General features: G+C 59.4%; 17 protein-coding genes. 7 read left to right on the top strand and 10 right to left on the bottom strand.

All coding sequences use genetic code 11. From position 1 onward, the window contains the following. Positions 1-10: 10 nt before the first annotated feature. Positions 11-484 carry a tRNA (adenosine(37)-N6)-threonylcarbamoyltransferase complex ATPase subunit type 1 TsaE gene (gene tsaE, locus G5229_RS18680; protein WP_227341987.1) on the bottom strand — a complete coding sequence of 158 codons (474 nt, stop codon included), beginning with the start codon at positions 482-484 and terminating at the stop codon, positions 11-13. Between the two features lie 10 nt (positions 485-494). Next, positions 495-2,006 carry an NAD(P)H-hydrate dehydratase gene (locus G5229_RS18675; protein ID WP_421209998.1) on the bottom strand — a complete coding sequence of 504 codons (1,512 nt, stop codon included), beginning with the start codon at positions 2,004-2,006 and terminating at the stop codon, positions 495-497. A gap of 60 nt (positions 2,007-2,066) precedes the next feature. Between G5229_RS18675 and queG the strand changes: the two genes are divergently transcribed. Continuing rightward, positions 2,067-3,221 (top strand): tRNA epoxyqueuosine(34) reductase QueG, encoded by a 1,155-nt coding sequence (queG, locus tag G5229_RS18670; RefSeq protein ID WP_158111925.1) that lies wholly within the window; start codon positions 2,067-2,069, stop codon positions 3,219-3,221. A 111-nt stretch (positions 3,222-3,332) separates the two neighbouring features. Continuing rightward, a complete protein-coding gene (gene ppgK / locus G5229_RS18665; protein ID WP_139405609.1) occupies positions 3,333-4,073 on the top strand; it encodes a polyphosphate--glucose phosphotransferase in 741 nt (246 codons plus the stop codon). A gap of 105 nt (positions 4,074-4,178) precedes the next feature. Here the strand turns inward: ppgK and G5229_RS18660 are convergent, their stop codons facing one another. Beyond that, a complete protein-coding gene (locus G5229_RS18660) occupies positions 4,179-4,634 on the bottom strand; it encodes a hypothetical protein (protein WP_064338722.1) in 456 nt (151 codons plus the stop codon). A gap of 505 nt (positions 4,635-5,139) precedes the next feature. On the opposite strand from G5229_RS18660, the gene metN reads away from it, so the two are divergent. The 4 genes from metN (at position 5,140) to rfaH (ending at position 8,240) form a co-directional block, all read left to right on the top strand. After that, positions 5,140-6,183 (top strand): methionine ABC transporter ATP-binding protein MetN, encoded by a 1,044-nt coding sequence (gene metN, locus G5229_RS18655; protein WP_064337261.1) that lies wholly within the window; start codon positions 5,140-5,142, stop codon positions 6,181-6,183. Continuing rightward, positions 6,164-6,817, top strand: coding sequence for a methionine ABC transporter permease (locus G5229_RS18650; protein WP_005339070.1), 654 nt, complete (start codon positions 6,164-6,166; stop codon positions 6,815-6,817). The genes metN and G5229_RS18650 overlap by 20 nt, the downstream gene beginning before the upstream one ends. A 25-nt stretch (positions 6,818-6,842) precedes the next feature. Beyond that, positions 6,843-7,643, top strand: coding sequence for a methionine ABC transporter substrate-binding lipoprotein MetQ (gene metQ / locus G5229_RS18645; RefSeq protein WP_005339072.1), 801 nt, complete (start codon positions 6,843-6,845; stop codon positions 7,641-7,643). Between the two features lie 96 nt (positions 7,644-7,739). Then, complete coding sequence (gene rfaH, locus G5229_RS18640; protein ID WP_005339074.1) at positions 7,740-8,240, top strand: transcription/translation regulatory transformer protein RfaH; 501 nt, start codon at positions 7,740-7,742, stop codon at positions 8,238-8,240. Positions 8,241-8,299: 59 nt separating this feature from the next. On the opposite strand, the gene G5229_RS18635 is transcribed toward rfaH, so the two are convergent. From G5229_RS18635 to arcB, 6 genes are all read right to left on the bottom strand, one after another. Next, a complete protein-coding gene (locus G5229_RS18635; protein ID WP_421209994.1) occupies positions 8,300-10,276 on the bottom strand; it encodes a HAMP domain-containing methyl-accepting chemotaxis protein in 1,977 nt (658 codons plus the stop codon). Between the two features lie 39 nt (positions 10,277-10,315). Then, on the bottom strand, positions 10,316-11,527 hold the full coding sequence (locus tag G5229_RS18630) for an EAL domain-containing response regulator (RefSeq protein ID WP_216952920.1): 1,212 nt from the start codon (positions 11,525-11,527) through the stop codon (positions 10,316-10,318). Continuing rightward, entirely contained in the window at positions 11,508-15,758 is a 4,251-nt protein-coding gene (locus tag G5229_RS18625) for an ATP-binding protein (RefSeq protein ID WP_421209992.1), read from the bottom strand. Before G5229_RS18625 ends, G5229_RS18630 begins: the two co-directional genes overlap by 20 nt. 221 nt (positions 15,759-15,979) lie before the next feature. Continuing rightward, the gene (locus G5229_RS18620; protein WP_245133436.1) at positions 15,980-16,183 is read right to left on the bottom strand and encodes a hypothetical protein; all 204 of its coding nucleotides are present in this window, start codon (positions 16,181-16,183) and stop codon (positions 15,980-15,982) included. A gap of 315 nt (positions 16,184-16,498) precedes the next feature. Beyond that, entirely contained in the window at positions 16,499-17,863 is a 1,365-nt protein-coding gene (dgt, locus tag G5229_RS18615) for a dGTPase (RefSeq protein ID WP_421209990.1), read from the bottom strand. 33 nt (positions 17,864-17,896) lie between these two features. After that, positions 17,897-20,209, bottom strand: coding sequence for an aerobic respiration two-component sensor histidine kinase ArcB (gene arcB / locus G5229_RS18610; protein ID WP_421209988.1), 2,313 nt, complete (start codon positions 20,207-20,209; stop codon positions 17,897-17,899). A gap of 204 nt (positions 20,210-20,413) precedes the next feature. On the opposite strand from arcB, the gene G5229_RS18605 reads away from it, so the two are divergent. Next, positions 20,414-21,409 (top strand): DUF2860 family protein, encoded by a 996-nt coding sequence (locus G5229_RS18605; RefSeq protein ID WP_421209986.1) that lies wholly within the window; start codon positions 20,414-20,416, stop codon positions 21,407-21,409. Positions 21,410-21,476: 67 nt separating this feature from the next. Here G5229_RS18605 and G5229_RS18600 read toward each other — a convergent pair whose 3' ends face one another. Further along, on the bottom strand, positions 21,477-22,178 hold the full coding sequence (locus G5229_RS18600; protein WP_227341980.1) for a DUF3334 family protein: 702 nt from the start codon (positions 22,176-22,178) through the stop codon (positions 21,477-21,479). Positions 22,179-22,241: the final 63 nt, after the last annotated feature.

Genomic DNA, 22,241 nt, shown 5'->3' with positions numbered 1-22,241 from the left:
ATAACAAGGATCAAGCGCACGTAGATGACAACCGTTCCAGAATGGCTTCGCCAATAGCAGTGCGGGCCTCTATCAGAGCCTCGCGCTGCTCGCCTACATAAGTAAGGGTAATTTCAAGGTCAGGAGCCGGTAACCAGCCCTCGCCCTTCTCGGACCACTCCACCAGACAGAGAGTATTGGCGGCAAAATAGTCCCGAATGCCCATGAACTCCAGCTCTTCCGGATCAGCCAGACGATAGAGATCGAAGTGATAGACCTGCCAGCCATCGAGTTCGTAGGGCTCGACCAGGGTATAGGTCGGGCTTTTTACCTTGCCCTGATGGCCAAGGCCCTGCACCCAGCCGCGGGTCAGAGTGGTTTTACCAGCACCAAGCGTGCCATGCAAAAACACTGTGGTCGCCTGCTGGCAGGCCTGTGCCAGACGGCCACCCAGTGCCACGGTTGCTGCCTCGTCCGGCAGTGTCATCATCAACTGTTTTGCCATGTTCTTCTTTTTAACTTTTAATGGTGTCGGGATTAACCAGTTTGCGGATCAGCGGCAGCAGATCTGACGCCAGAATGCCCCGTTCGCCGTCAGCGGCGGCCTGATCTGCAGCCTCGCCGTGGATCACGGCGCCCAGCCAGCTTGCCATGGTGGCAGACCAGCCCTGGGCCAAAAGGGCGGCGATTATACCAGATAACAGATCGCCCATGCCGCCACTTGCCATGCCTGGGTTGCCTTCACAACAGAGTGCGACCCGCTCGCCGTCATAAATAAGTGTCCCCGCCCCTTTTAACAACACCACACCGCCATAGCGCCGCTGCAGCGCCTGCACGGCGGAAAACCGGTCGGTTTCAATGTCGGCAATGGTGCATCCCAGCAGTCGCGCAGCTTCGCCGGGATGGGGCGTGAGCACCCAATTATCCTGATGGCGGGGAGATTGCGCCAGCCAATTCAATCCATCGGCGTCCAAAACCAGTGGCAGCCGTTCGGTGAGATAACGGGCGATTTGCGCGCCTCCCCACTCATCCTGACCGAGGCCGGGGCCGATGACCCGCACCGACGCCCACCCCTTGTCATCAGCGCTGGTGAGGCTCATCAGCTCCGGTTGATAGAGGCTGACCGGCGGATGTTCCGGATGCTGACACACCCGCACCAGCCCGGCTCCCGCCCGCAGGCAGGCGCGGGCCGCCAGCACGATGGCCCCCTGCATGCCGCGATTGCCCCCCACCAGCAGCACCTTGCCATAAGAGCCCTTGTGGGAAGCGCGCGGGCGCGGGGTAAGCTGCGTGCTGAGCAGCGGATAATCGATACGCCAGATGGCGGGCAATATAGCGTCATCCGGCGTGACGCCAAGGGGATCACAGTCGAGCTGGCCGACGCAATCCACCCCGTCGCCGGTGAGCATCCCCTGCTTGATACCGATAAAGGTGAGGGTGCGAGTGGCCTGCACCACGGCCCCCATGGCACGGCCGGTATCGCCGTTGAGGCCGGAGGGGAGATCCACCGCCAGCACGGGCACAACCAAGCCATTGATTGTTGCGACGATCTTTGTCAGTAGTGGCGAGAGGGGCGTGTTGACGCCGGTGCCAAGCAGGGCATCGACCACCAGCTCCGGGGCGGAGTGCTGGTCCCCATCAAACTGCTCGGCCAGCCAGACCCGGCCACCGGCCGCCAACCACTCATCGGCGGCCCGTCTGGCATCCCCCTTCAGCTGGTCGGGTGCTCTGGCGGCAATCACCACCACCTCGATGCCAATCTGGCGGGCAAGGCGGGCCAGCACATAGCCATCACCGCCGTTATTACCGGGGCCGACGAAAATCCACCAGCAGCGACTGTCGGGCCAATGCAGGGTGGCATAGGTGCGCAGCGCGGCACCGGCTCGCTCCATCAGGGCATAGAGAGGTTGCCCCTCACGCGTGGCCCAGTTGCGCTCCAGTACGCGGATCTGTTCAGTCTGCCACAACCCCTGTGGTAAACTGCCCCCCTCTTTTGTGCCCAACGCGCCCCTGATGATCTCTACCATGACGGCTCCCGCCTCTTATCAATCGACCCACGCCAGCAAACTCCGGCCAGGCCAAGCCGCATGAGTGCACCTGACTTCCACCAGCTGGCCCACGATATCAAGCTCTGGGCACGGGAGCTAGGTTTTGACCAGGCGGGCATCACCGACACCGATCTGCGTATCGAAGAGCCGAGATTGCAGGCCTGGCTGGATGCGGGCTATCACGGCAGCATGGATTACATGGCACGCCACGGCATGATGCGGGCGCGCGCCCACGAGCTGCTGCCGGGCACGGTGCGGGTGTTGTCGGTGCGGATGAACTACCTGCCGTTCGAGGCAGGCTTTGCTGCCACCCTGCGCGATCCGACCCTCGGCTATATCAGCCGCTATGCCCTCGGCCGTGACTACCACAAGGTGCTGCGCAACCGGCTCAAACAGCTGGGTGATCGCATCGAAGCGCGCTGCGCCGAGCTGTTTCAAGGCACTGAAGAGACCTTGGGTGAGTGGCGCCCCTTCGTTGACTCCGCCCCCATCCTCGAGCGGCCACTGGCGGCCAAGGCAGGCCTCGGCTGGGTTGGCAAACACTCACTGCTGCTCAACGAATCGGCCGGCTCCTTCTTCTTTCTCGGTGAGCTGTTGCTCAACCTGCCGCTACCGCTCGACCAGCCAGTGGAGAAGGAGCAGTGCGGCAAGTGCGTCGCCTGCATCAACATCTGCCCGACCGGCGCCATTGTCGCCCCCTATGTGGTAGATGGCCGCCGCTGCATCTCCTATCTCACCATCGAGAATGACGGCCCTATTCCGGAAGAGTTCAGGCCCTTGATGGGCAACCGCATCTACGGCTGCGACGACTGCCAGCTTATCTGCCCCTGGAACCGCTACGCCGATGCCAGCCCGGAACCCGACTTCAGCCCGCGCCCCAGCCTGCACCGACCGCCCCTGCTGGCGCTGTGGCGCTGGAGCGAGAGCGACTTTCTCAAGCAGACCGAAGGGAGCCCGATCCGCCGCATCGGCTATCAACGCTGGCGCCGCAATCTGGCGGTCGCCCTTGGCAATGGCCCGGCGACCCCCGAGGTGATCGCGGCCCTGCAACTGGGGCTGACCACCGCCGATCCCATGGTGGCCGAACATATCGAATGGGCGCTGACCACCCTTGCCCGGCGTCAGGATGAAGAGAACAAGAAGACCCGTTTGCTGATCCGCTGCATCGAAAAAGGTCTGTCGGATCACGCATAAGTGATCTGCCCCTTGCCGGATTGCAGCACTTTTTTCATGCTCTGCCGACCTGCAGTGCCCATAACAGCGTGGTCACTGCAAACTGGTCGGCACACAACAAGGACAACACAGATGCATATGTTGGGAGTGGATATTGGAGGCTCGGGGATCAAGGGCTGTCTGGTCGATACCAAAACCGGCGAATTGATTGGCGAGCGCCATCGCATTGCCACACCGCAACCGGCCACCCCGGCCGCCATCGCCCATACCCTCAAGGCGCTGGTCGAACACTTCGACTGGAAAGGGCCGGTGGGCTGCGGCTTTCCCGCCACCATCCACAACGGGGTTGCCAAGAGTGCCGCCAACATCGACAAAAGCTGGATCGAAACCGATGCCGAGCATCTGTTTGCCGATGTCACCGGCAAGCCCTGCTATGTGCTGAATGATGCCGATGCCGCCGGTCTGGCCGAGATGCGCTTTGGCGCTGGCAAGGATCGCAAGGGGGTCATCATCCTCATCACGGTCGGCACCGGCATCGGCACCGCCATCTTCGTCAACGGCCATCTGCTGCCCAACACCGAGCTGGGCCATTTGATGCTGGAAGGAATGGTCGCCGAGCACTACTGCTCCGATGCGGCGCGCAAACGGGAAGATCTCTCCTGGAACCGCTGGGGCAAGCGCTTCAACAAATATCTGGCGCGCCTCGAGTTTCTCTTCTCCCCCGACCTCTTCATTCTGGGGGGCGGCAGCGCAGCCAAGCTGGATAAGTTTATCGATCGCATCGAGACCCGGGCGCCGCTTATTCCGGCGGCCAGCCTCAATCAGGCGGGCATTATCGGGGCCGCCCTCTACGCGGCCGAGCAGCAGGGCTAACCGACGCTCACTGCAAGTCAGCAGATATCCAATGGAAAGGGCCCGGCACTGCTGCCGGGCCCTTTTGTTTGGCCATCATCTTGCGTGTTTGGCGCTTATCACCCGTTACATGTCGTCGAGTCGATGTACTCCGTGCACCAGTCGGGTCAGGCGGGTCTGCTCCAGCCTGGCCAGATTCTCGAGCAAGGCGGTGGTGGCCGGTGTCGGGCACTCCCGGGCCAGATGACTCAGCTCGCCCACCAGCTGCTCTTCCCAACGGCATACCTGAGTGACGATATCCTGGGTCTGGACTGATGCCGGCAGCTCGAAGCGGGTAATGGCAGGCAGCATATCCTCGCTGAAACTCTGGTTCAGCCAGGTCTCCCTGACCGCCTCTCCCAGCTGAGCAGCATATTCGTGCAGATGGGCACTGGCCGCATCCTCACGCCCTTGCAGATAGACCAGCAACATCCGGCTGCGCTCGCTGTCCACCTGACTGGTCAAACGCCCGTAACAGAGTCCGAGCTGGTGATGAACCTGCTCAAGATAGTGCAGCAACTCTTTGATCTGTTGGAATCTCATCGCACAGCCCTCCATGCTTGTCGACATCATCAGTATAAAAAACCGGCGCCACCGACCCAATCCCTATCCGAGCCCCTCTTGCGCTGCATCAAGGTTGACGCCGACAAAGTGACGGTCAGGTGATCCGGTCGCGAATAGGGAACGATTTGTGCAGCAATTTATGTAACGATGGAGGAGCATCAGGCTAGACAGCAGATGTGAACAGAAACGGGCTGACGAACTAATAAAACCAGCATTTACCCGATATAAACCATCTTTAATTCGGCCATGTGCCACGCAAGCGAAACAGGATCTGGATACGTAACATATCCACCCTGATCGTTATCCACCAGACAGAAATCCTTATCACTTTTTTAGACGTCTAGACGTAAAAACATGCGTTGACATGGCCATCCAGACATCTTAGCATCATCCTCCATGATGACAGAGTAACCCAGTGGAACCTCTGCCCAATTTCCCCGCCTGTAGCGCCCTGTGCTTTAAGGCTGTTAGCACGGAAGAATCCATGATTAAGTTGATCGGTCTCAACAAAGTCTACGGTACAGGCAGTGACGCCGTGCACGCCCTGCGTGATGTGAGTCTGCATGTACCCCAAGGCAAAATTTTCGGGGTGATCGGTGCCTCCGGTGCCGGCAAGAGTACCCTCATTCGTTGTGTCAACCTGCTGGAGCGCCCGACAGAGGGCCAAGTCATCGTTGATGGCCAGGATCTGGTCGCCCTGAGCGAACGGGATCTGACCCAGGCTCGCCGCCAGATCGGGATGATTTTCCAGCACTTCAACCTGCTTGCCTCCCGCACCGTGTTTGCCAACATCGCCTTTCCGCTGGAGTTGGCAGGCTGGAGCAAAGAGAAGATCCAGCAACGGGTTGCCGAGCTGCTGGCACTGGTCGGGCTGGAAGCCCGTGCCCAGGCCTATCCGTCCGAGCTTTCCGGCGGTCAGAAACAGCGCGTCGCCATTGCTCGTGCACTGGCACCGGCCCCCAAGGTACTGCTCTGCGACGAGGCCACCTCGGCCCTCGACCCGCAGACCACCCGCTCGATCCTGACCCTGCTCAAGGAGATCAACGTCAAGCTGGGGCTCACCATCCTGCTCATCACTCACGAAATGGATGTGGTGAAGGGGATCTGTGACGAAGTGGCCATCATCAGCGACGGCAGCCTGATCGAACAGGGCGAAGTGGCCTGGTTCTTCAGCAATGCCAAGACCCAGCTGGCCCGCGATTTCATTCGCTCCACCATCCATCTCGAGGTACCGCAGGAGTATCAGGATCGGATGAGCAACGAGCGGGTGCCGGGCAGCTACCCACTGGTGAAGCTTGGCTTTACCGGCAGCACGGTCGATACGCCGCTGATCTCCGAGGCGAGCCGCCGTTTCAATATCGACATCAGCATTCTGAGCGCAGACATCGAATACGCCGGTGGCGTCAAATTCGGTTTCCTGCTGGCCGAGCTGTTCGGGGATGAAGCCCAGTGCGAGGCGACCCAGCAGTTTCTCATCGACAACCACATTCAGCTGGAGGTAATGGGTTATGTCCGAAGCCATGATTAATCTGCTCATCACGGCCCTGGGCGACACCCTGATCATGGTGTTTGCCTCCGCTCTATTCGGCTGCCTGCTGGGTCTGCCGCTCGGCGTGGCGCTGCATGTGACCAAAGCCGGCCAGATCCTGGCCAACCCCCTGCTCAACCGTACTCTGGGCATGGTGGTCAACGTGGGTCGCTCGGTGCCCTTTATCATCCTGCTGGTCGCCATCATTCCGCTGACCCGGCTGATTGTCGGCACCAGTATCGGCACCATCGCCGCCATCGTGCCGCTGACTGTCGGTTGCATCCCTTTCATCGCCCGTCTGGTGGAAGGGGCCCTGATGGAGGTACCGGACGGCCTGCTGGAAGCGGCCAAGGCGATGGGCGCCAAGCCGCTGCAAATTATCACCAAGGTGCTGCTGCCCGAGGCTCTGCCCGGCATCCTCAACAGCGTCACCATTACCCTAGTCACGCTGGTGAACTACTCGGCCATGGCCGGGGCCATCGGTGGCGGTGGTCTGGGGGATGTGGGTATTCGTTATGGTTATCAGCGCTTTGACCCGACCGTCATGCTGGTGACCGTGGTTATCCTGGTAGTACTGGTTCAACTTATCCAGAGCGCGGGTGAGCGCCTGGTCAACAAATGTGATCATCGTTAATCGTCGATTTCTGACAGGAGGTTTTATGAAATTTGGCATCAAATCCGTTGCGGCTGCGCTGCTGGCTGGTCTGGTTCTGGCCGGTTGCGGTCAAAAAGAAGAGAGCAAGGTTCTGAAAGTGGGCGCCATTGCTGGCCCGGAGACCGAGCTGGTTGAAGTGGCGGCCAAGGTCGCCAAAGAGAAATACGGTCTGACCGTCGAGGTGGTCAACTTCTCCGACTACGTCACCCCGAACGTAGCACTGAACGATGGGAGCATCGACGTCAACGCCTTCCAGCACAAACCCTATCTGGATGCACAGGTGCGTGATCGCGGCTTCAAGCTGGTGCCGGTTGGCAACACCTTCGTCTACCCGATCGCCGGTTACTCCAAGAAGATCAAGGCGCTGAGCGAGCTGCAAGATGGCGCCCAGATCGCGGTACCAAACGATCCAACCAACCTGGGCCGCTCCCTGATCCTGCTGGCCAAACAGGGTCTGATCACCCTGAAGGATGGCGCCGGTCTGGAAGCAACCGTGCTGGATATCGCCAGCAACCCGCGCAACTTCAAGATTGTCGAGCTGGAAGCAGCCCAGCTGCCCCGTTCGCTGGAAGATGTGGATCTGGCTATCATCAACAACACCTTCGCCGGCCAGATTGGTCTGACCCCGACTGAAAACGGCCTGTTTGTTGAAGACAAAGAGTCCCCCTACGTCAACCTGATCGTCGCCCGCGACAACAACAAGGATGACGAGAAGGTCAAACAGTTCGTACAAGCTTTCCAGACCGATGATGTCTACAAGAAAGGTCTCGAGCTGTTCAAAGGCGGCCTGGTAAAAGGTTGGTAATTGCTCACTCGGCAAAAAAGGCCACGCAATGCGTGGCCTTTTTTATTGGCGCCGCTATCATATCCGCGAGCACGGCAACACGAACATACTCATAACATGAAAAAATGGTATCTGGCCTACTGCAAGCCAAAAGAAGAGGCCCGCGCCCGCGCCCACCTCGATGCCCAGGGTATCGAATCCTATTACCCCATGGTGGAGATCGAGAAGCTGCGCCGGGGCAAACGAGTTCCGGTACGGGAACCCATGTTCCCTAACTACCTGTTTATCTTTGTCGATTTGGAAGAGGTAACACCGGTCACCCTGAAATCGACCCGCGGCATCAGCCGGATCATCCACTTTGGCAGTGAATGGACCCCCATCAGCAGCAAGCTGGTCTATCAGCTGATGAGCCGCGATGATAGCGACGAGGCGAGAGCCAGCTACGCCAGCCTGCCCTGCTCGGGCGACAAGGTGCTGATTGAAGAGGGGCCGCTTGCCGGCTTCGAAGCCATCTATATGGAGCCGGATGGAGAGAAACGGGCGATTTTGCTGGTCAGCCTGCTCAACCGGGAGACCACCAGCAGCTTCGACAACCACACCTTCAGACGTCTGGACTAAACCCACGGGCCAGACGGCCCGGTGAATGGCAATAGCAATGGCGGGATGATCCCGCCTTCTCACGCATCAAGATCAAAGCGGGCGATGACCGCCTTCAGCTTGCCGGTATCGCCAGCCAGTCTGGCTACGATCTCTTCCCCCTGCTGACTACGCTGACAGGATTGCCGACTGAGCGCGGCAATGTCGTCGACCGTCCCGGATACCTCGGCGGCCACCCGCGACTGCTGCTCGGTTGCCACCGAAATGGCCTCCAGCTGGCCCGACAGCGACTGTACCAGCTGGTTCATGGCACTCAGGGTATCTGTCACCAATCCAACGGCATCCCGCCCTTGCTCTACCAACCGGGTACCGCTGCTGACGGTACTCACCGTCTGGCGAGTCTGCTGGGAGATGGCCGCAATAGTCTGGCTGATTTCGGCGGTTGATTGATGGGTGCGGGTCGCCAGCTGGCGAACCTCATCGGCTACCACCGCAAAACCACGCCCCTGCTCGCCTGCCCGCGCCGCCTCGATGGCGGCATTGAGGGCCAGCAGGTTGGTCTGCTCGGCAATGGTGGCGATCACCTCGGTGATCTGCCCCACCTGTTCACTCTGATGCGCCAACAGCCCCATGGCTTCGTTGGCCTGTCCAATCATGGCGGCAATCTGCTGCATGGTATCGCTCATTCGTGCCAGCGCGGCCTCTCCCTGACGGGTCTGCTGCCGCACCTGATGGGCACCATCCGCCACACCGGCAATGTTACCAGCCACATCACGGGCGCTAACCGACATCTGATCGATAGCCGCTGCCACCGCATCGACCCGCTGATCCTGCTCCGTCAGATCCGCCACTATGGCTCTGGTAGTGCTGCCCACATCGAGACAGGCCACCTCGACCTGCCCCACAGCCCCCTGCAACTCCCCGACCAGATGATGTAACTGGGCAGACATCCGGTTGATGGAACCGGTCAATTCTCCCAACTCATCCTGCCCTGTGATTGGCAAGGGCTCGGCCGCCAGCTGGCCATCCGCAACCTGCCCCGCCCGGGTCACCAGACAAGCAATGTCACGGGTCAGACGACGGCTAAAGAGCCAGGCGACCAGCATGCCAAGCACGATGGCACTGCCGGTGGCCAACATCAGTGTCTGGTTGATGGCCCTTCCGGCTCCGGTCATCTGCGCCGAAATCTGATCCACCTCGGCGCGGGTTTTATTCACCTGCTGGACCAACTGCTCGCTGAGGCTGGACTGCATCGGCTCGATGTCGGTGGCCATCAGGTAGTTGGCCTGATCCCAATCCGGCGCCTGGCGCTTCTCGATCACCTGCCCCACCAGCTCGGAGAAGGGGGTCGCCATCTCTTCAAACAGCTGCCAGAGGCTCTGCTGGGTATCGGTAAAGAGCGCGGCTTGCTGCTTCACCTCAGCCACCCGCTGCTGGTGAAACTGGTAGTAATCCTGATACTTGCTGCGGTATTCGGGATCGCCTGAGATGAGAAAATCCCTCAGGGCAGAGAGGGAATTGGCGAGGCTGTTGTAGGCATCTCCCACCTGTTTGAGCAACATGCGGCGATCGCCCGCGAGCTGATCCTGCGAGGTCGCCACCTCCTCATTGGCAAAGGATTGCAGCTGATCGAGCGCAGCCTCCGCCAGCGGCCCCGCCTCCTGCAGCATCAGGGTGTGAGCGGGCAGATTCTCTTCACTCTGGGCGATGGTCCACACCTTCTCCTGATGGCTTTTGAAGGTCTCGAGAGACTTGGCGAGCGCCGGGCTGAAGGCCTGATGGGCGATGGCCTGCCAGGCCGACTCCCACTCCAGCTTGAGGCGGGAAGCCTGAGCCGGATCCTTGCCGAGGATCAGATAGCCACGCAGGGCAGAAACGGTGGCCACCAGTGCTTTCTGGCTCGCCTCATCCCGCTGCAGAGCGGGCAGCGCCTGCTCCAACAGGGTGTGTTGGGCCTGATTGATCTGGGTCAGCCGGTAATAGACCAGCGCGGAGGAGAGCAGGATCAGCAGGTTGATAAAACCGAAGCTGAGCAGCAACTTGCTTGAGATTTTCATGAACATCCTTGTTCAAACGGAGGGATCCAGCCAACAGAATCAGATAGATATCAGTGTAGGCAATCTATCTTGCCAAGCCCGGTGCCACTCTTGCAACTCGCTGCGTGGCATCGGTCTGGCAGAGAAGAACCCCTGACAAACATCGCAGCCCAACTTTGCCAGCAACCGCCAGGTCTGCTCATCCTCTACCCCTTCAGCCACCGACTTGAGGCCCAACTTGCGCGCCAGCTCGATACTGGACTCGATAATGGCCAGACGGGATGGGTCTTCAAAACAGCGGTCGACAAAGGAGCGATCCAGCTTCAGTTCGGTAAAGGGCAGCAGCGCCAGTTGCTGCATGGAGGAGTAGCCGGTACCGAAGTCATCAATGGCGAGGCCAAAGCCGTGCATCCGCAGCCGGGTCAGCACCTCCAGCGACTTGCCCAGATCCTGTACAAAGGCGCTCTCGGTCACCTCCAGGGTGATAAGCTCGGGGTTGATGCTCCAGCGTTGACACTGATTGATCAGGGAATTGCACAGATCGCCCTCGATCAGCGAGGTAGTGGAGAGGTTCATCGACAGATTGAGCGAGAGTCCGGTCTCTTCCCACAAGTGACCATCACTAAGGGATTTGCCGATGATCACTTCAGTCAACTGATCGATCAGTCCGTTGCGCTCCGCCAGTGGAATAAAACGCCCCGGAGAGATCAGGCCGTACTCCGGGTGCTGCCAGCGGGCCAGCGCCTCCATCCCGACCCACTCGCCGGAGGCAAAGCTCACCTTGGGCTGATACCAGGGCAGCAACTGATCCTGCTCGAGTGCACGGCACAACTCATCCAGGCCGATCCTGTGCCCCTCCTCCTCCCTGGCAGGCTCCTCCCGGGGTGACCAGGCATCGATCAGCAGCTTGAGCTGCTGCTGGGTAGAGGGTTTCTCTATGCGGCCGAGCACCTGCAAGCCATAGGCGGCACTCATCCGCAACACGGCCTCCACCACATCGTCTTCAAGGGCGCTGGAGAGGATAATCCCCCCGCGAAAACCGCCCAGTGACAGGCGGCGCAGCAGTGCCATGCCATCCATGCCCGGCATCCGCAGGTCGCAAAACAGGATATCGACGGCGTGTTGCTGGCTCAGTACCAGCGCCTCGGCACCATCGGCCGCCTCCAGCAGATTCTGGTAACCCAGGCTGCGGACCTGGTGCAGCAGCGCCTTGCGCTGAAATCCATGGTCTTCCACGACCATAATGACCAACTCATGTTGTGCTTTTTTCATCGAGCCATAATCCAATGTCGTGGGCGATCGCCGTCATCAATAGCTGCACCTTGCTGGTCAGCTCATCCAGTTCCTCAAGCTGCTTCAATCTGGCAGCCGACTCCAGCCTGGCAGCCTGTGTGGCCAGCTCCTGCAGCCCGACCATGCGGGCTGCCCCCTTGATCCGGTGGGCAGTTTCTACCAGTACGCTGAAATCATGGCAAGCCAGCGCAGCCATCATATGAGCCCCATCCTGACGATTGGAGTCGAGATATTCCGCCGCCATCGCCCGCGCCGTCGGCTCATCGCCAAACAGGGTCAACCAGCGTTCAGCCTGAACGGCCAGCACATCATCGACCGCCATCACCGCTGTATCGCCCGCCGGTACCGACTCAGCGAGCCAGTGTGCCAGCAGCTGGCGCAGGGTATCCAGCGGGTAGGGCTTGAACAGCATGTCACTCATTCCCGCTTCCACCATACGGGCATGGGCCTCTTCCGAGGTATCCGCCGTCACCCCAATAATGGGCGCCGTCACGCCCGCAGCCCGCAGCGCCTTGGTCAGGGCATAGCCGTCCATCACCGGCATGTGGCAATCGGTCAGCAACAGGGAGAATGGCTGCCCCTGCCAGGCCCGCAACGCCTTCTCGCCATCTTCCACTACCTGGGATTCAATTCCGAGGATAGCCAGTTGTCGTGCCAGCAGGGCGCGATTGACCGGATGATCATCGGCCACCAGCACCCGTCCTCCCAGCTTGTCGGCCAGCGCAGGCAGAACCGGGGCGACCCGTTCCTGCAGCAGTTCGAGACAACTCTCCAGCAGCAGATCCGGGTAGAGAGGAGAGAGCCCCAATCGCCACCACAACTGACCGCCGATCCGGCCGCGAAGGGCCTCGTTCGGTGACGCTATGATCCCTCTCAATGAGACATGCTGCAACCATCCCTGCCACTCACCGCCGAGGGCCTGCTCCAACCACAGCTGATCAGCCAGCAGTAACCCTTCCAGTGAGCGGTTGAGCTGGCTGGCATCCAGATGCCTTAGCTTGGCGCCCAACCGCCGCATGGCCGCCTCGAGGCTGGCATCGGCGCTGAAAAACCACCATTCGGTGCCAGCCAGCGGGGGCGCATCCCATTGAGGGTTGGTCAGCGGCACGGTAAAGCGGAAACGGGATCCCTCTCCCGCCTTGCTGGTCAGGGTGAGTTCGCCCCCCATTTTGCGCACCAGCTGATCACAGATTGCCAGCCCCAGCCCGGTACCACCAAAGCGGCGATTGATGTCGGACTCCACCTGCTCAAACGGAGTGAACAACAATGCCTGTTTCTCCTCGGCAATCCCGATACCGGTATCGCGGATACTGATAGCAAGCTGATCGCGCAGGTAGCTGACCCGGATGGAGACCTCCCCCTGTTCGGTGAACTTTACCGCATTGTTGAGCAGATTGGAGATCACCTGACCGACCCGTACCCCGTCGATATCGGCCCAATCAGGTACATGCTGGCCCCACTCCAGCGTCACGTTGAGCCCCTTGCTATGGGCCAGGGTAGCGTGGCCACGGATCGCATCGCAGATCACCGTCTGCAACCGGCTGACCTGACAATGCAGTTGCAACTGACCCGCCTCGATCTTGGAGAAATCGAGTATGTCGTTGACCAGATAGAGCAGGTTGTTGGTCGAGGTGACCACATTACGCACCATGTAACGTTGATCGTCGTTGAGCTCGCTCATTTGCAACAACTCGAGCATGCCGTGCATGCCGGAGATGGGGGTGCGTAACTCGTGGCTCATGGTGGCCAGAAAGCGGCTGCGCGCCTGCATCGCCTGCTCGGCATAAGCACGTGCCTCGCGCAGCTCATGCTCCTGCTGCTTGAGGGCCGTGATGTCCTGAATCACCCCGTTGAGGATCAGCGCCTGCTGCTCCTGACGGACAAAATTGCCGCGTACCTGCAGATAGCGATCCCCGTCAGGGCGCTCCACCTTGACCTCCAGATCGAGGGGGGCCAGGGTCTCGGCATGGTTGGCCACCTTGCTGACAAACTCCTGCAGGGCCTGTTCGGTAAAGCCAAATACCTCACCACCCGATTCAGCGTTAAATAAATCCTGATGAGATACCCCCAGGATCTCGTTGGCCCCCTGAGAGGCATAAAGAAAGCGTCCCTTGCCCGGCCCCAGCCACAGATACTGGTAGACTACGCCGGGCATGCTGTCGGTGATCTGGGTCAGGCGAGTTTCAGCCTGACGAGCACGCTCCTCGGCTTCCTTGATACGGCTGACATCGGTCAGCACTGTCAGCACACCCCGCATATTGCCATCCGGGTCCCGGTAAGGGCGCTTGGCATAGATAACATGAAAAGGGGTGCCATCGGCACGCAAGCTATTGCCGGCCCCCTCCAGCTCCTGGCCGCTTTGCCATATCCTGCGCTCCTCTTCCAGCACGCTCGCACGCAGGGGCTCGGGGATGCTTTGCAGGTCGTCAAGCGCCTCGCCATTGACATCAACGAGAAAGGCATCGCGATAAGCCCGGTTGCAGAGGGTTATACGCTGCTCGCTGTCGCGCAATGCCACCATGGTCGGCAATGAGTTGAGCAGGGTCTGTACAAACAGCAACTGTTCGTTGAGTTTGCTCTCTGCGATTTTCCGCTGCGCAATCTGGCGACGCAGGCTGCGGGCCCAGAACATCACCAGCAGGCCGCAGGTCAACAAGGCCACTCCGCCCAGCGCCAGCCACTTGTAGAACTGGCTGTAATCGGATTCGACATTTACCGAAACATTGAGCCAGCGCCGCTCCAGCAGTTGCCACTCCTCATCCGTGATGGTCAGCAACAGCTTGTCCATGATCCGCAGCAGCTCGGGCTGCCTGATATCAACGGCCATGCTGATGGGCACGGAAAACTCGGGGGAGCTCAGCACCACCTGATACTTTTCGTTGAAGCCCTTCATGGCCTGCTGCCCCAGATTGGTCATGGTCAACAGCACATACTCGGCTTTCCCCGTATCAAGCAGGGTAAGCAGCTCGGTATCCTTGCCCACTTCAATGACGTTGCCACCATGGGCGCTGATAAGAGAAGCCTCATAAGAACCGGTCACGCCACCAATCAGGCGCCCTTTCAGCTCCGCCAGCGACTTCAACGGACGTGCGCCGCGCCGGGATACCACATAGCTGTCGAATTTAAGGTAGGAGGAGCTGAAGGAGGCAAATGCCTCGCGATCCCTGAGCGGTGTCATCAGGGGGATCAGATCCACCTTGTGCTGTTTCAGCAGAGCCAGAGACTCTTGCCAGGTGCTGGTCGGCTCAAGTTCAAAGCGGATCCCCGAGCGCAGACTCAACAACTTCATCAAATCTGCCGCATAGCCGTGCAACACCCCTTCGTCATCAATCTCGCTGATACCGGCAAACGACGGCGCAACGGCAAACCTGACCACCTTGCTCTTCTTCTTTAACCAGGCTACCTCGTCTGGTTCCAGCAACAAACCCGCCTTGAAACGGCTGTCTTCCTGATTCAGCCGCAACCGGGCATCAGCCACCGGGATCCGCTGGTAGGCCTGCCAGATGCGATCCGTCAGCGCCGGGTCATGGGTACTGGTTGCAATGGTCAATGCACTACCGGGGATCCAGTCCGGGATCACAATCCCCATCGACTCAGGCAACCGCTCCATCTCCATGGCAATGATCGGCCCCAGAGCCAGATAAGCATCGGCCGCCCCCAGTTTGACCATATAGGTCGCCTCGTCACGGCTCTCCAGCTCGGTCACATGAGGCATCCCCAGTCGCGCCAGCTCATTGCAACTGCCAAAACCGCGAATACAGACCCAGCGAAGCTTGCGCGCCTGTTCCAGGGTCAAACGTTGATCCGGATGGCGCATCAAGATGGCGCGGGCGTAGGAGCCCAGATAGCCAATATGATTCATCCCCTCCAGCTCGAGCGCATCGAGCTCGACCCCGATCAAGGCATCAACTTGGCGTCTGTTCAGCGCACCACGGGCATCCACATAGGAGTTGTAGGAGACATAGCGCAGGGAGACCCCCATTTCTGCCGCAATACGCGAGGCCAGCTCCTTGAGCGGACCGGCATAGCGCTGATTGGGCAGTTCATAGAGGAACGGAGGATAACCACCACGGGGCACCCCGACCACCAACTCTTCATCAACCGCACTCTGGTGGTCCGCCACTGCCTTTTCCAACTGGGGAACAGCAACAGCAGGCAGGCCGGAAAACAGCAGCAACAGGGGGAGAAAAAGCTGACGAAAGAGTGACATGAAGTCTTGTCCTGATGAGTAAAACAGATAGGCCACCATATCTAATCTTGCCGATCCTGGCGGAACAAGGCGAGAAAACATACGCATCTGTCACAAACGGGGCAGAGAGGATAGTGCCGGGGCACAGAAAAGTGAATAAAAAATCAACCTGCAAACACAAAAATGGCAGGCATTACGCCTGCCACGTCACCACGGGGAGAGCGTTTACCCTCCCCTATGGATCAGGTTATTCGATTCCCGAGCCGAAAGCCGGTTTGATACTCGCTTTCGCGGATATGGGCGATCTGTCCCTCAAACCCTTCCAGACCAATATCTTTCAGCAGGGCAGGTGACAGATTGACCACGGCGAGACGACGCTCGACCCGGGCAATCCTTCTCTGGACCAGGGATTCAACACTGCGCAGTAAAACCAGTTCGATAGACATGACATTCTCCAGTTGAACATGCGGTTCTCCCGGAGAAAGTGGATATCACCCTGCGGGACGAACCGCGGGTGATAAAAAGACAGGGGTTACCTGTTTACGCCACGCGGTAAAAGAGCACGAGATTTCACGCCGCACGCAGTGCCGCGAGAGAATGCAATATTGAGCATCAGATGTTGCATTTTCGTCTCCTTACCGGGTAAAAGTTGAACAGATTGCAGAAGTCTAAAAAATATCCGAATTTAAAACAAGCCTCTTGCGACTCCTTTTTAAACGTTTTTACGGCATTTTATGCTGCCCGACAGGGAGCCTGGGGCATCAGATCCCCGAGAGTAGCCGGTACTCTTCCAGTACATAGGTATCCGTCATGCCGCTGACATAATCGAGCAGCAGCCGCACCCGGTAATACCACTCCTGCTCGTTCTGGCAGGCAAAGCGCGGATCCGGGGTGGCGATCGCCAATCGATAGGCCTTGAGATGGCGGGCCGAGAGACGGTGATAGAGGCGGCGCGCAAAGAAAAGCGTCTGACTCCCCTCCCCGGCCAGCAGACGGGCAAACTGTGGCGCTGGCAGCGACAACAGGCAGGCATAACTGGTCAGCACCCCGCGCAGCGCCGCATACCCCTCCAGCTCAAGCGCTTCCACCTCGGGGCGCATAAAGACCAGCTCACGGGCCACCCGCTTGAGGATATCGAGCACCCGCGCCGCCGGCGCCTGACCGTGCAGCAGCGCTTGCGGATAGGATCCCTGCAAAATGGCCTGATGTTCGCTGACATAGCTCTGCGCCGCCAACGCCACCAGATCCCGGGTCAGCTGCTGGCGAAAATGGGGGAAAAAGCCCCGACCAGAAGCCAGCGCCTCATCCAGCAAGGTGCCCATGTAGTCACTCTGGTCAGCAGCTCGCAGCGCCGCCAGCAGTTCACCCTGAGTCAGGATCCGCCGATCTACCGCATCTTCCAGATCGGCGATGCAGTAGGAGATGTCATCGGCCGCCTCCATGATGTAAACCAGCGGATGACGGCAGCCGGGGGCCAGACCCAGGCTCTGACCGAGGGCGCGGTAGAGCGGCTGCTCACTGAAGAAGATGCCCCGCTTGCTGCTCCAGCCATGATGCTGGCCATAGCTCACCCCGGGTTGCGGCTGCTGCGGGTATTTGCAGAGCGCCGCCAGTTGTCCGAGTGTCAGGTTGAGCTCGTGCAAGCTGTGCACCAGCCGCAGACTCTGGGCGTTGCCATCAAACAGTTGCAGATCCTGACGCAATTCAGCCCACTGGGCCGAAGGTGGCTGCGCCAGCGCCTGCTGATAGAGGGGATCGAGCATCTCGCCGAGCCACTGGCTCATCACCTGCTCGCCAAAGTGGCCAAACGGCGGGTTGCCCACGTCATGAAGCAGGCAGGACATCTCCACCAGATTGATAAAAGCCCCTTCGCAGACCGTGCCTGCTGGCAAGGCAGCCAGAATGCGGCGGCTGATCTGGCGGCCGGTCTCCTGCACCTCCAGCGAGTGGGTGAGACGGCTGCGCACCGAGGCCTTCACATCGAGCGGAAAGACCTGGGTCTTCTGCTGCAACCGACGCACCGGCGCGGCCTGCACGATACGGGCGCGATCCTGCTCGGTCGCCTCCAGCAGCTCCTCATTCCCCCAAGGGTGGATGCGCGCGGGGGTAATCAAACGGCTATACATCTCGCAGCTCCTTGCCAGCAACTTCCATCAGACTCAAGACAGCAACCAGCGCCGCAGACGGGCGATATCGCCCGGATATTCGCGGCGCAGCGTCTCAATCCAGTCTTCCACGTTTTCCCACCAGGCGGGATGATCCGGGCTCTGGATCAGCTGGGCCGTCTGCTGCAATCGGCGCAGGCCAATGGAGCCTGCCGCCCCTTTTATCTTGTGTGCCTCCTCCACCACCCCCGCCTGATCCCGGGCGATCATGTTGGAGTCGAGCACCGCCATGTAGTCCGGCATCATCTTCTCGAACAGCTCGACGCTGGAGAGCAGCACCGGCTTGCCCACCGTATCGGCATAATCAGTGAGGAAGGGAATATCCAGCAGGGCATCCTGATTGCCCGCATCAGCTTGCTCGTCCGCTTCATCCTCGGCCAGATCGGCAAACAGGTGACCAATCACCTCCCGCACCGCTTTGGAGCCAAGCGGCTTGTTAATGACATCCTGCATGCCGTGATCCCGGTAGTACTGGCGATCGCCGGTTGAGTTGGCGGTGAGTGCCACCATGGGTGGCAGGCTGTCGCCATAACGCTCCAGCAGGGTTTTCGCCACATCGAAGCCGGTCATGTCCGGCAGCTGGATATCGAGCAAAATGAGGTCGAAATCATCCGGGTTGGCCATCGCCAACGCCTGGGTGCCGTCCCGTGCCACCTGCACCTGATGACCCAGCTTGTTGAGCAAGGCGCAGGCCACCGTCACGTTAAGCTCCACATCCTCCACCAGCAGGATATCGAGGGAAGGCATCTCCTCCTCCTGCTCTGGCAACACAGGCTCGGCGCAAGCCACTTCCAATTCGGCAGTGAAGCAGGAGCCTTCGCCCGGCTCGCTGTCCACATAGAGCTGGCCGCCCATCGCCTGCACCAGCTGACGGGAGACCGCGAGGCCAATGCCGGTGCCGGTGGCGTGCTTCTTGCCCTGCACCTGATAGTACATGGCGAAGATCTTCTCCTGCTGGGCGCGCGGGATACCGATGCCGGTATCCTCCACCTCAAAGTGCAGGGCCAGCTTGCCCGGCTCGTCGGCAGGATGGGAGAGGCAACGCACGGTGACCCCCCCCTCATCGGTAAACTTGACCGCATTGCCCACCAGATTCCACAGCACCTGACGCAGTCGGGTGCCATCCGCCATCACGAACTGCGGCATGTCGCCATCGCGATCAAAGTGCAGATAGAGCCCCTTCTGCTCCGCCTGAATACGCGACAGCGTCTCCAGCTCGTCGAGGAAGGCAGGCAGGTCGATCCGGGTTGGTGCGATCTCAAGCCGACGCCGATCGAGTTTGTCGAGATCGATGATGTCGTTGAAGATGTTGCCGAGGGTGACCGCACTTAAGTGAATGGTCTTGAGCTGCTGGCGCTGGCTCGGGTCGAGCGGGGTATCCATCAGCATCCGGCTCAACCCTACAATGCCGTTGAGCGGGGTGCGCAACTCGTGGCTGATGGTGGAGATAAAGGTGGTCTTGTCGCGGCTCGCCTTCTCCAGCTTGTCCTGATACTGCTTGCGCTCGGTGATGTCGCGGCCAAAACCGAGCAGGCCGAGTCGCTTGCCGAAGCGGTCGAAGAAGGGCACCTTGCGCAGCTCGAAGTAGGCTTTACGGCCATCGGGATACTCCAGCCACTGCTCGTAGGTGAGCGGCTCGTTGCTGGCAAAGACCTGCTTGTCGGTCTCCACCACCTTGTTGGCGATCTCCTGCTTGTAGACATCGAAAGGTGTGAGGCCAATCAGCTCGCTCTCCGCCTTGCCGGTCAGCTCCTCCATGGCGCGGTTGCAACCGGAGAACTGCTCATCCTCATTGCGGTAGTAGACCAGATCCGGGGAACAGTCGATAAAGGAGCGCAGCAGAGCGGTACGCTCCCCCAGATGAAGCTGGGCTTTCTCCCGCTGGAACACCTCGTTCTCGAGATCCTCGATGGCCTGCAGACGCAGTGCCTCGGCCCGGTTGGTCTCGGCAATCTGGGCATTGAGGCGACTGATGTTCTCCTGCAACTGACTGTTGAGCTCCAGATCCCGCTCGCGCATATCCTGCAGCTTGCGCACCATCCGGCTCAATCGCTGACGGGAATCCTCCAGCTGATCCACCACGATGGAGAGAAAATAGACCGCCCAGGGGGTCACCAGCAGGCCAAAGAAGACCGAGCGCACGAAGTCGATCACATCAATATTGCCGCGCAGGAACAGGGTCACCCCCATCTGGATGGCGACAGCCAGCACTATGATGCCAGCCGCCAGAAACATGCTGAAGCGCACCAGTCCCAGCTTGGTCATCAGATCGACGTAATATTGTGCCCAGGATTTAATCTGCTTCATCTTGTTATTTTCTCCCCCATATCCGCGAACAGAATACCAGCACAGAGAATTGAACTCTTCTTATCTCGCACAATTAATTAACGATTCGCCTAGTGAAATGAGTGAGTTAGGATATTTGATGAAATTCTGTCAGTTGCCATTAAGGGTGGCCCCCTATAATCGCCCACCTGGTAATTTAAACGCGTTTAATTTAGGAGTTATCTGATGCGCAACACTACCCTGCTTGGTCTGGGCCTGCTGGTCGCAAATAGTGCATATGCGGATTTGGGAACCATTCCCAACAAATCGGGCTGGTCCGGTTTCCTGCTTGGCGGCGTCAACGTCATCAATTACGAATCCAACTTTTACAGCGGTGACGACGAAAATCGTCGACTGAGCGGACTGGGCAGTGCAGAGAGCAGCTCCGCCGTCGCCCCGCTGCTCAACGCAGATATCCGTTACACCTTTGCCGATACCCGCACCCAGGTCTTCCTCGGTAACCTGATCCAGGATGCCATCCGTTTCGACTTCACCCAGCAACTCGGTATCCGCCAGGAGATGAGCAACAAGGGCACAGTGGCCGGCTCCGTGGTCTTCAATGCCATGCCAACCGAGCAGTGGAGCGATCCCTTCGCCGTAAGCGTCGATCGCCAGTCGACCGATATCAAGTCAAAAGGGGTGCGCTTCGCCTGGGACAATATCTGGGGCAGCAACTTCTTCGGCAGCCTGACCACCCGCAACATCGAAGTCGATGAAGAGCGCAGTGGCAGCCAGTATGGTGCCGACACGGCGGCCAAGCTGGATCGCAACGGCAAGATCCACGCCCTCGACCTCTCCTACAAATGGCAGCTGGCAGCCGGTCAGGTGCTGGAGCCGGCTTTCATCCACCGTCAGGCTGACCTGGACGGCAGCGCCCAGAGCTACAAGAGCAACGGCCTCCAGTTGACCTACGGCAAGCGGGCATCCCAGTGGTCCTTCGTCAGCAACCTCTATCTGGGTCAGACCAAATATGATGAAGCCAACCCAATCCCTGACTTTGGTAACAAAAAAGCCGACTCCGACGAGTTTGCCCTGACCGGTACCTTCTTCTGGCACCGCCTGTTCGGTATTGCACCGCTCTCGGCAACCTTTACCGCTGGCTACGCCAAGTCCGATTCCGACATCAACTTCTACGATTCTGAATCGGTGATGTTCAACACCGGCCTGCTCTACAACTTCTAATAACGGCTGTGCGCACCGATACAACAAGGCCACCCGAAGGTGGCCTTGTTGCTATCCGGCATTTGCCTCAAATACCCAAAGAGTCGAGCAGATCATCGTGATCATTACTGGCTGGCGCAGCGGCTGCCGGGGCCGGCTTGGCGGCATCCTGCTTGGCTTGGGCGATCAGGGCGTCAGGATCCAGCTCCTCGTGCTCCATCCCCTCATTGTGAATGCGGATGAACTCGGTCTTGTCCATCGCCAGCTCCAGATAAAAGATGTTGTTACGGGCGGTGAAGAAAGTGACGCGGCGGGACTCCGGACTGTCAAGATTGGTATCGACGCTCAGCATCACCTGCTTGTTGAGGGCCAGCATCTTCGGCTGGTTCTGGGTAATGTGAGTCTGCAAATCCCGGCCCACCTTGACGGTAAAGCTACCGACGATCTGGTTCATCAGTTCGCCCATCACGTTGCTCACCTCGTCAGAGGTATGGGAGATGGCGAGATCCTCCTTGGAGAGCCCCATGCTCAGCATGTAGCTCTCGTACAACTCCATGGCGGCAGCGGCGGAGAAGTTGATCACCACCAGACCGGAAAAACCGCCATCGAACAGCACGAAGCAGCCGATATCCGGCTTGAGGCAGGTCTTGCTGATCCGCTGCACCATGCCGGAAAACCGCACCTGACTCATGGTCGCGGCACTCAACACATCGGTCACCGAGTTGCACAGGCTGAGCAGTACATCCTCAGTCGTCAACACGACGTCATCATCGGCTCTTGTCACTATCATGGGACCTTCCTGAACATCGAGAATGGGCTTATCTATACCATAACTCTAACAGATGGCGCGGCC

This window comes from Aeromonas sp. 602396, assembly GCF_049173735.1.
GTDB classification, from domain to species: Bacteria; Pseudomonadota; Gammaproteobacteria; order Enterobacterales; family Aeromonadaceae; genus Aeromonas; species Aeromonas veronii_A.
This window is presented reverse-complemented; position numbering and strand designations above follow the sequence as displayed.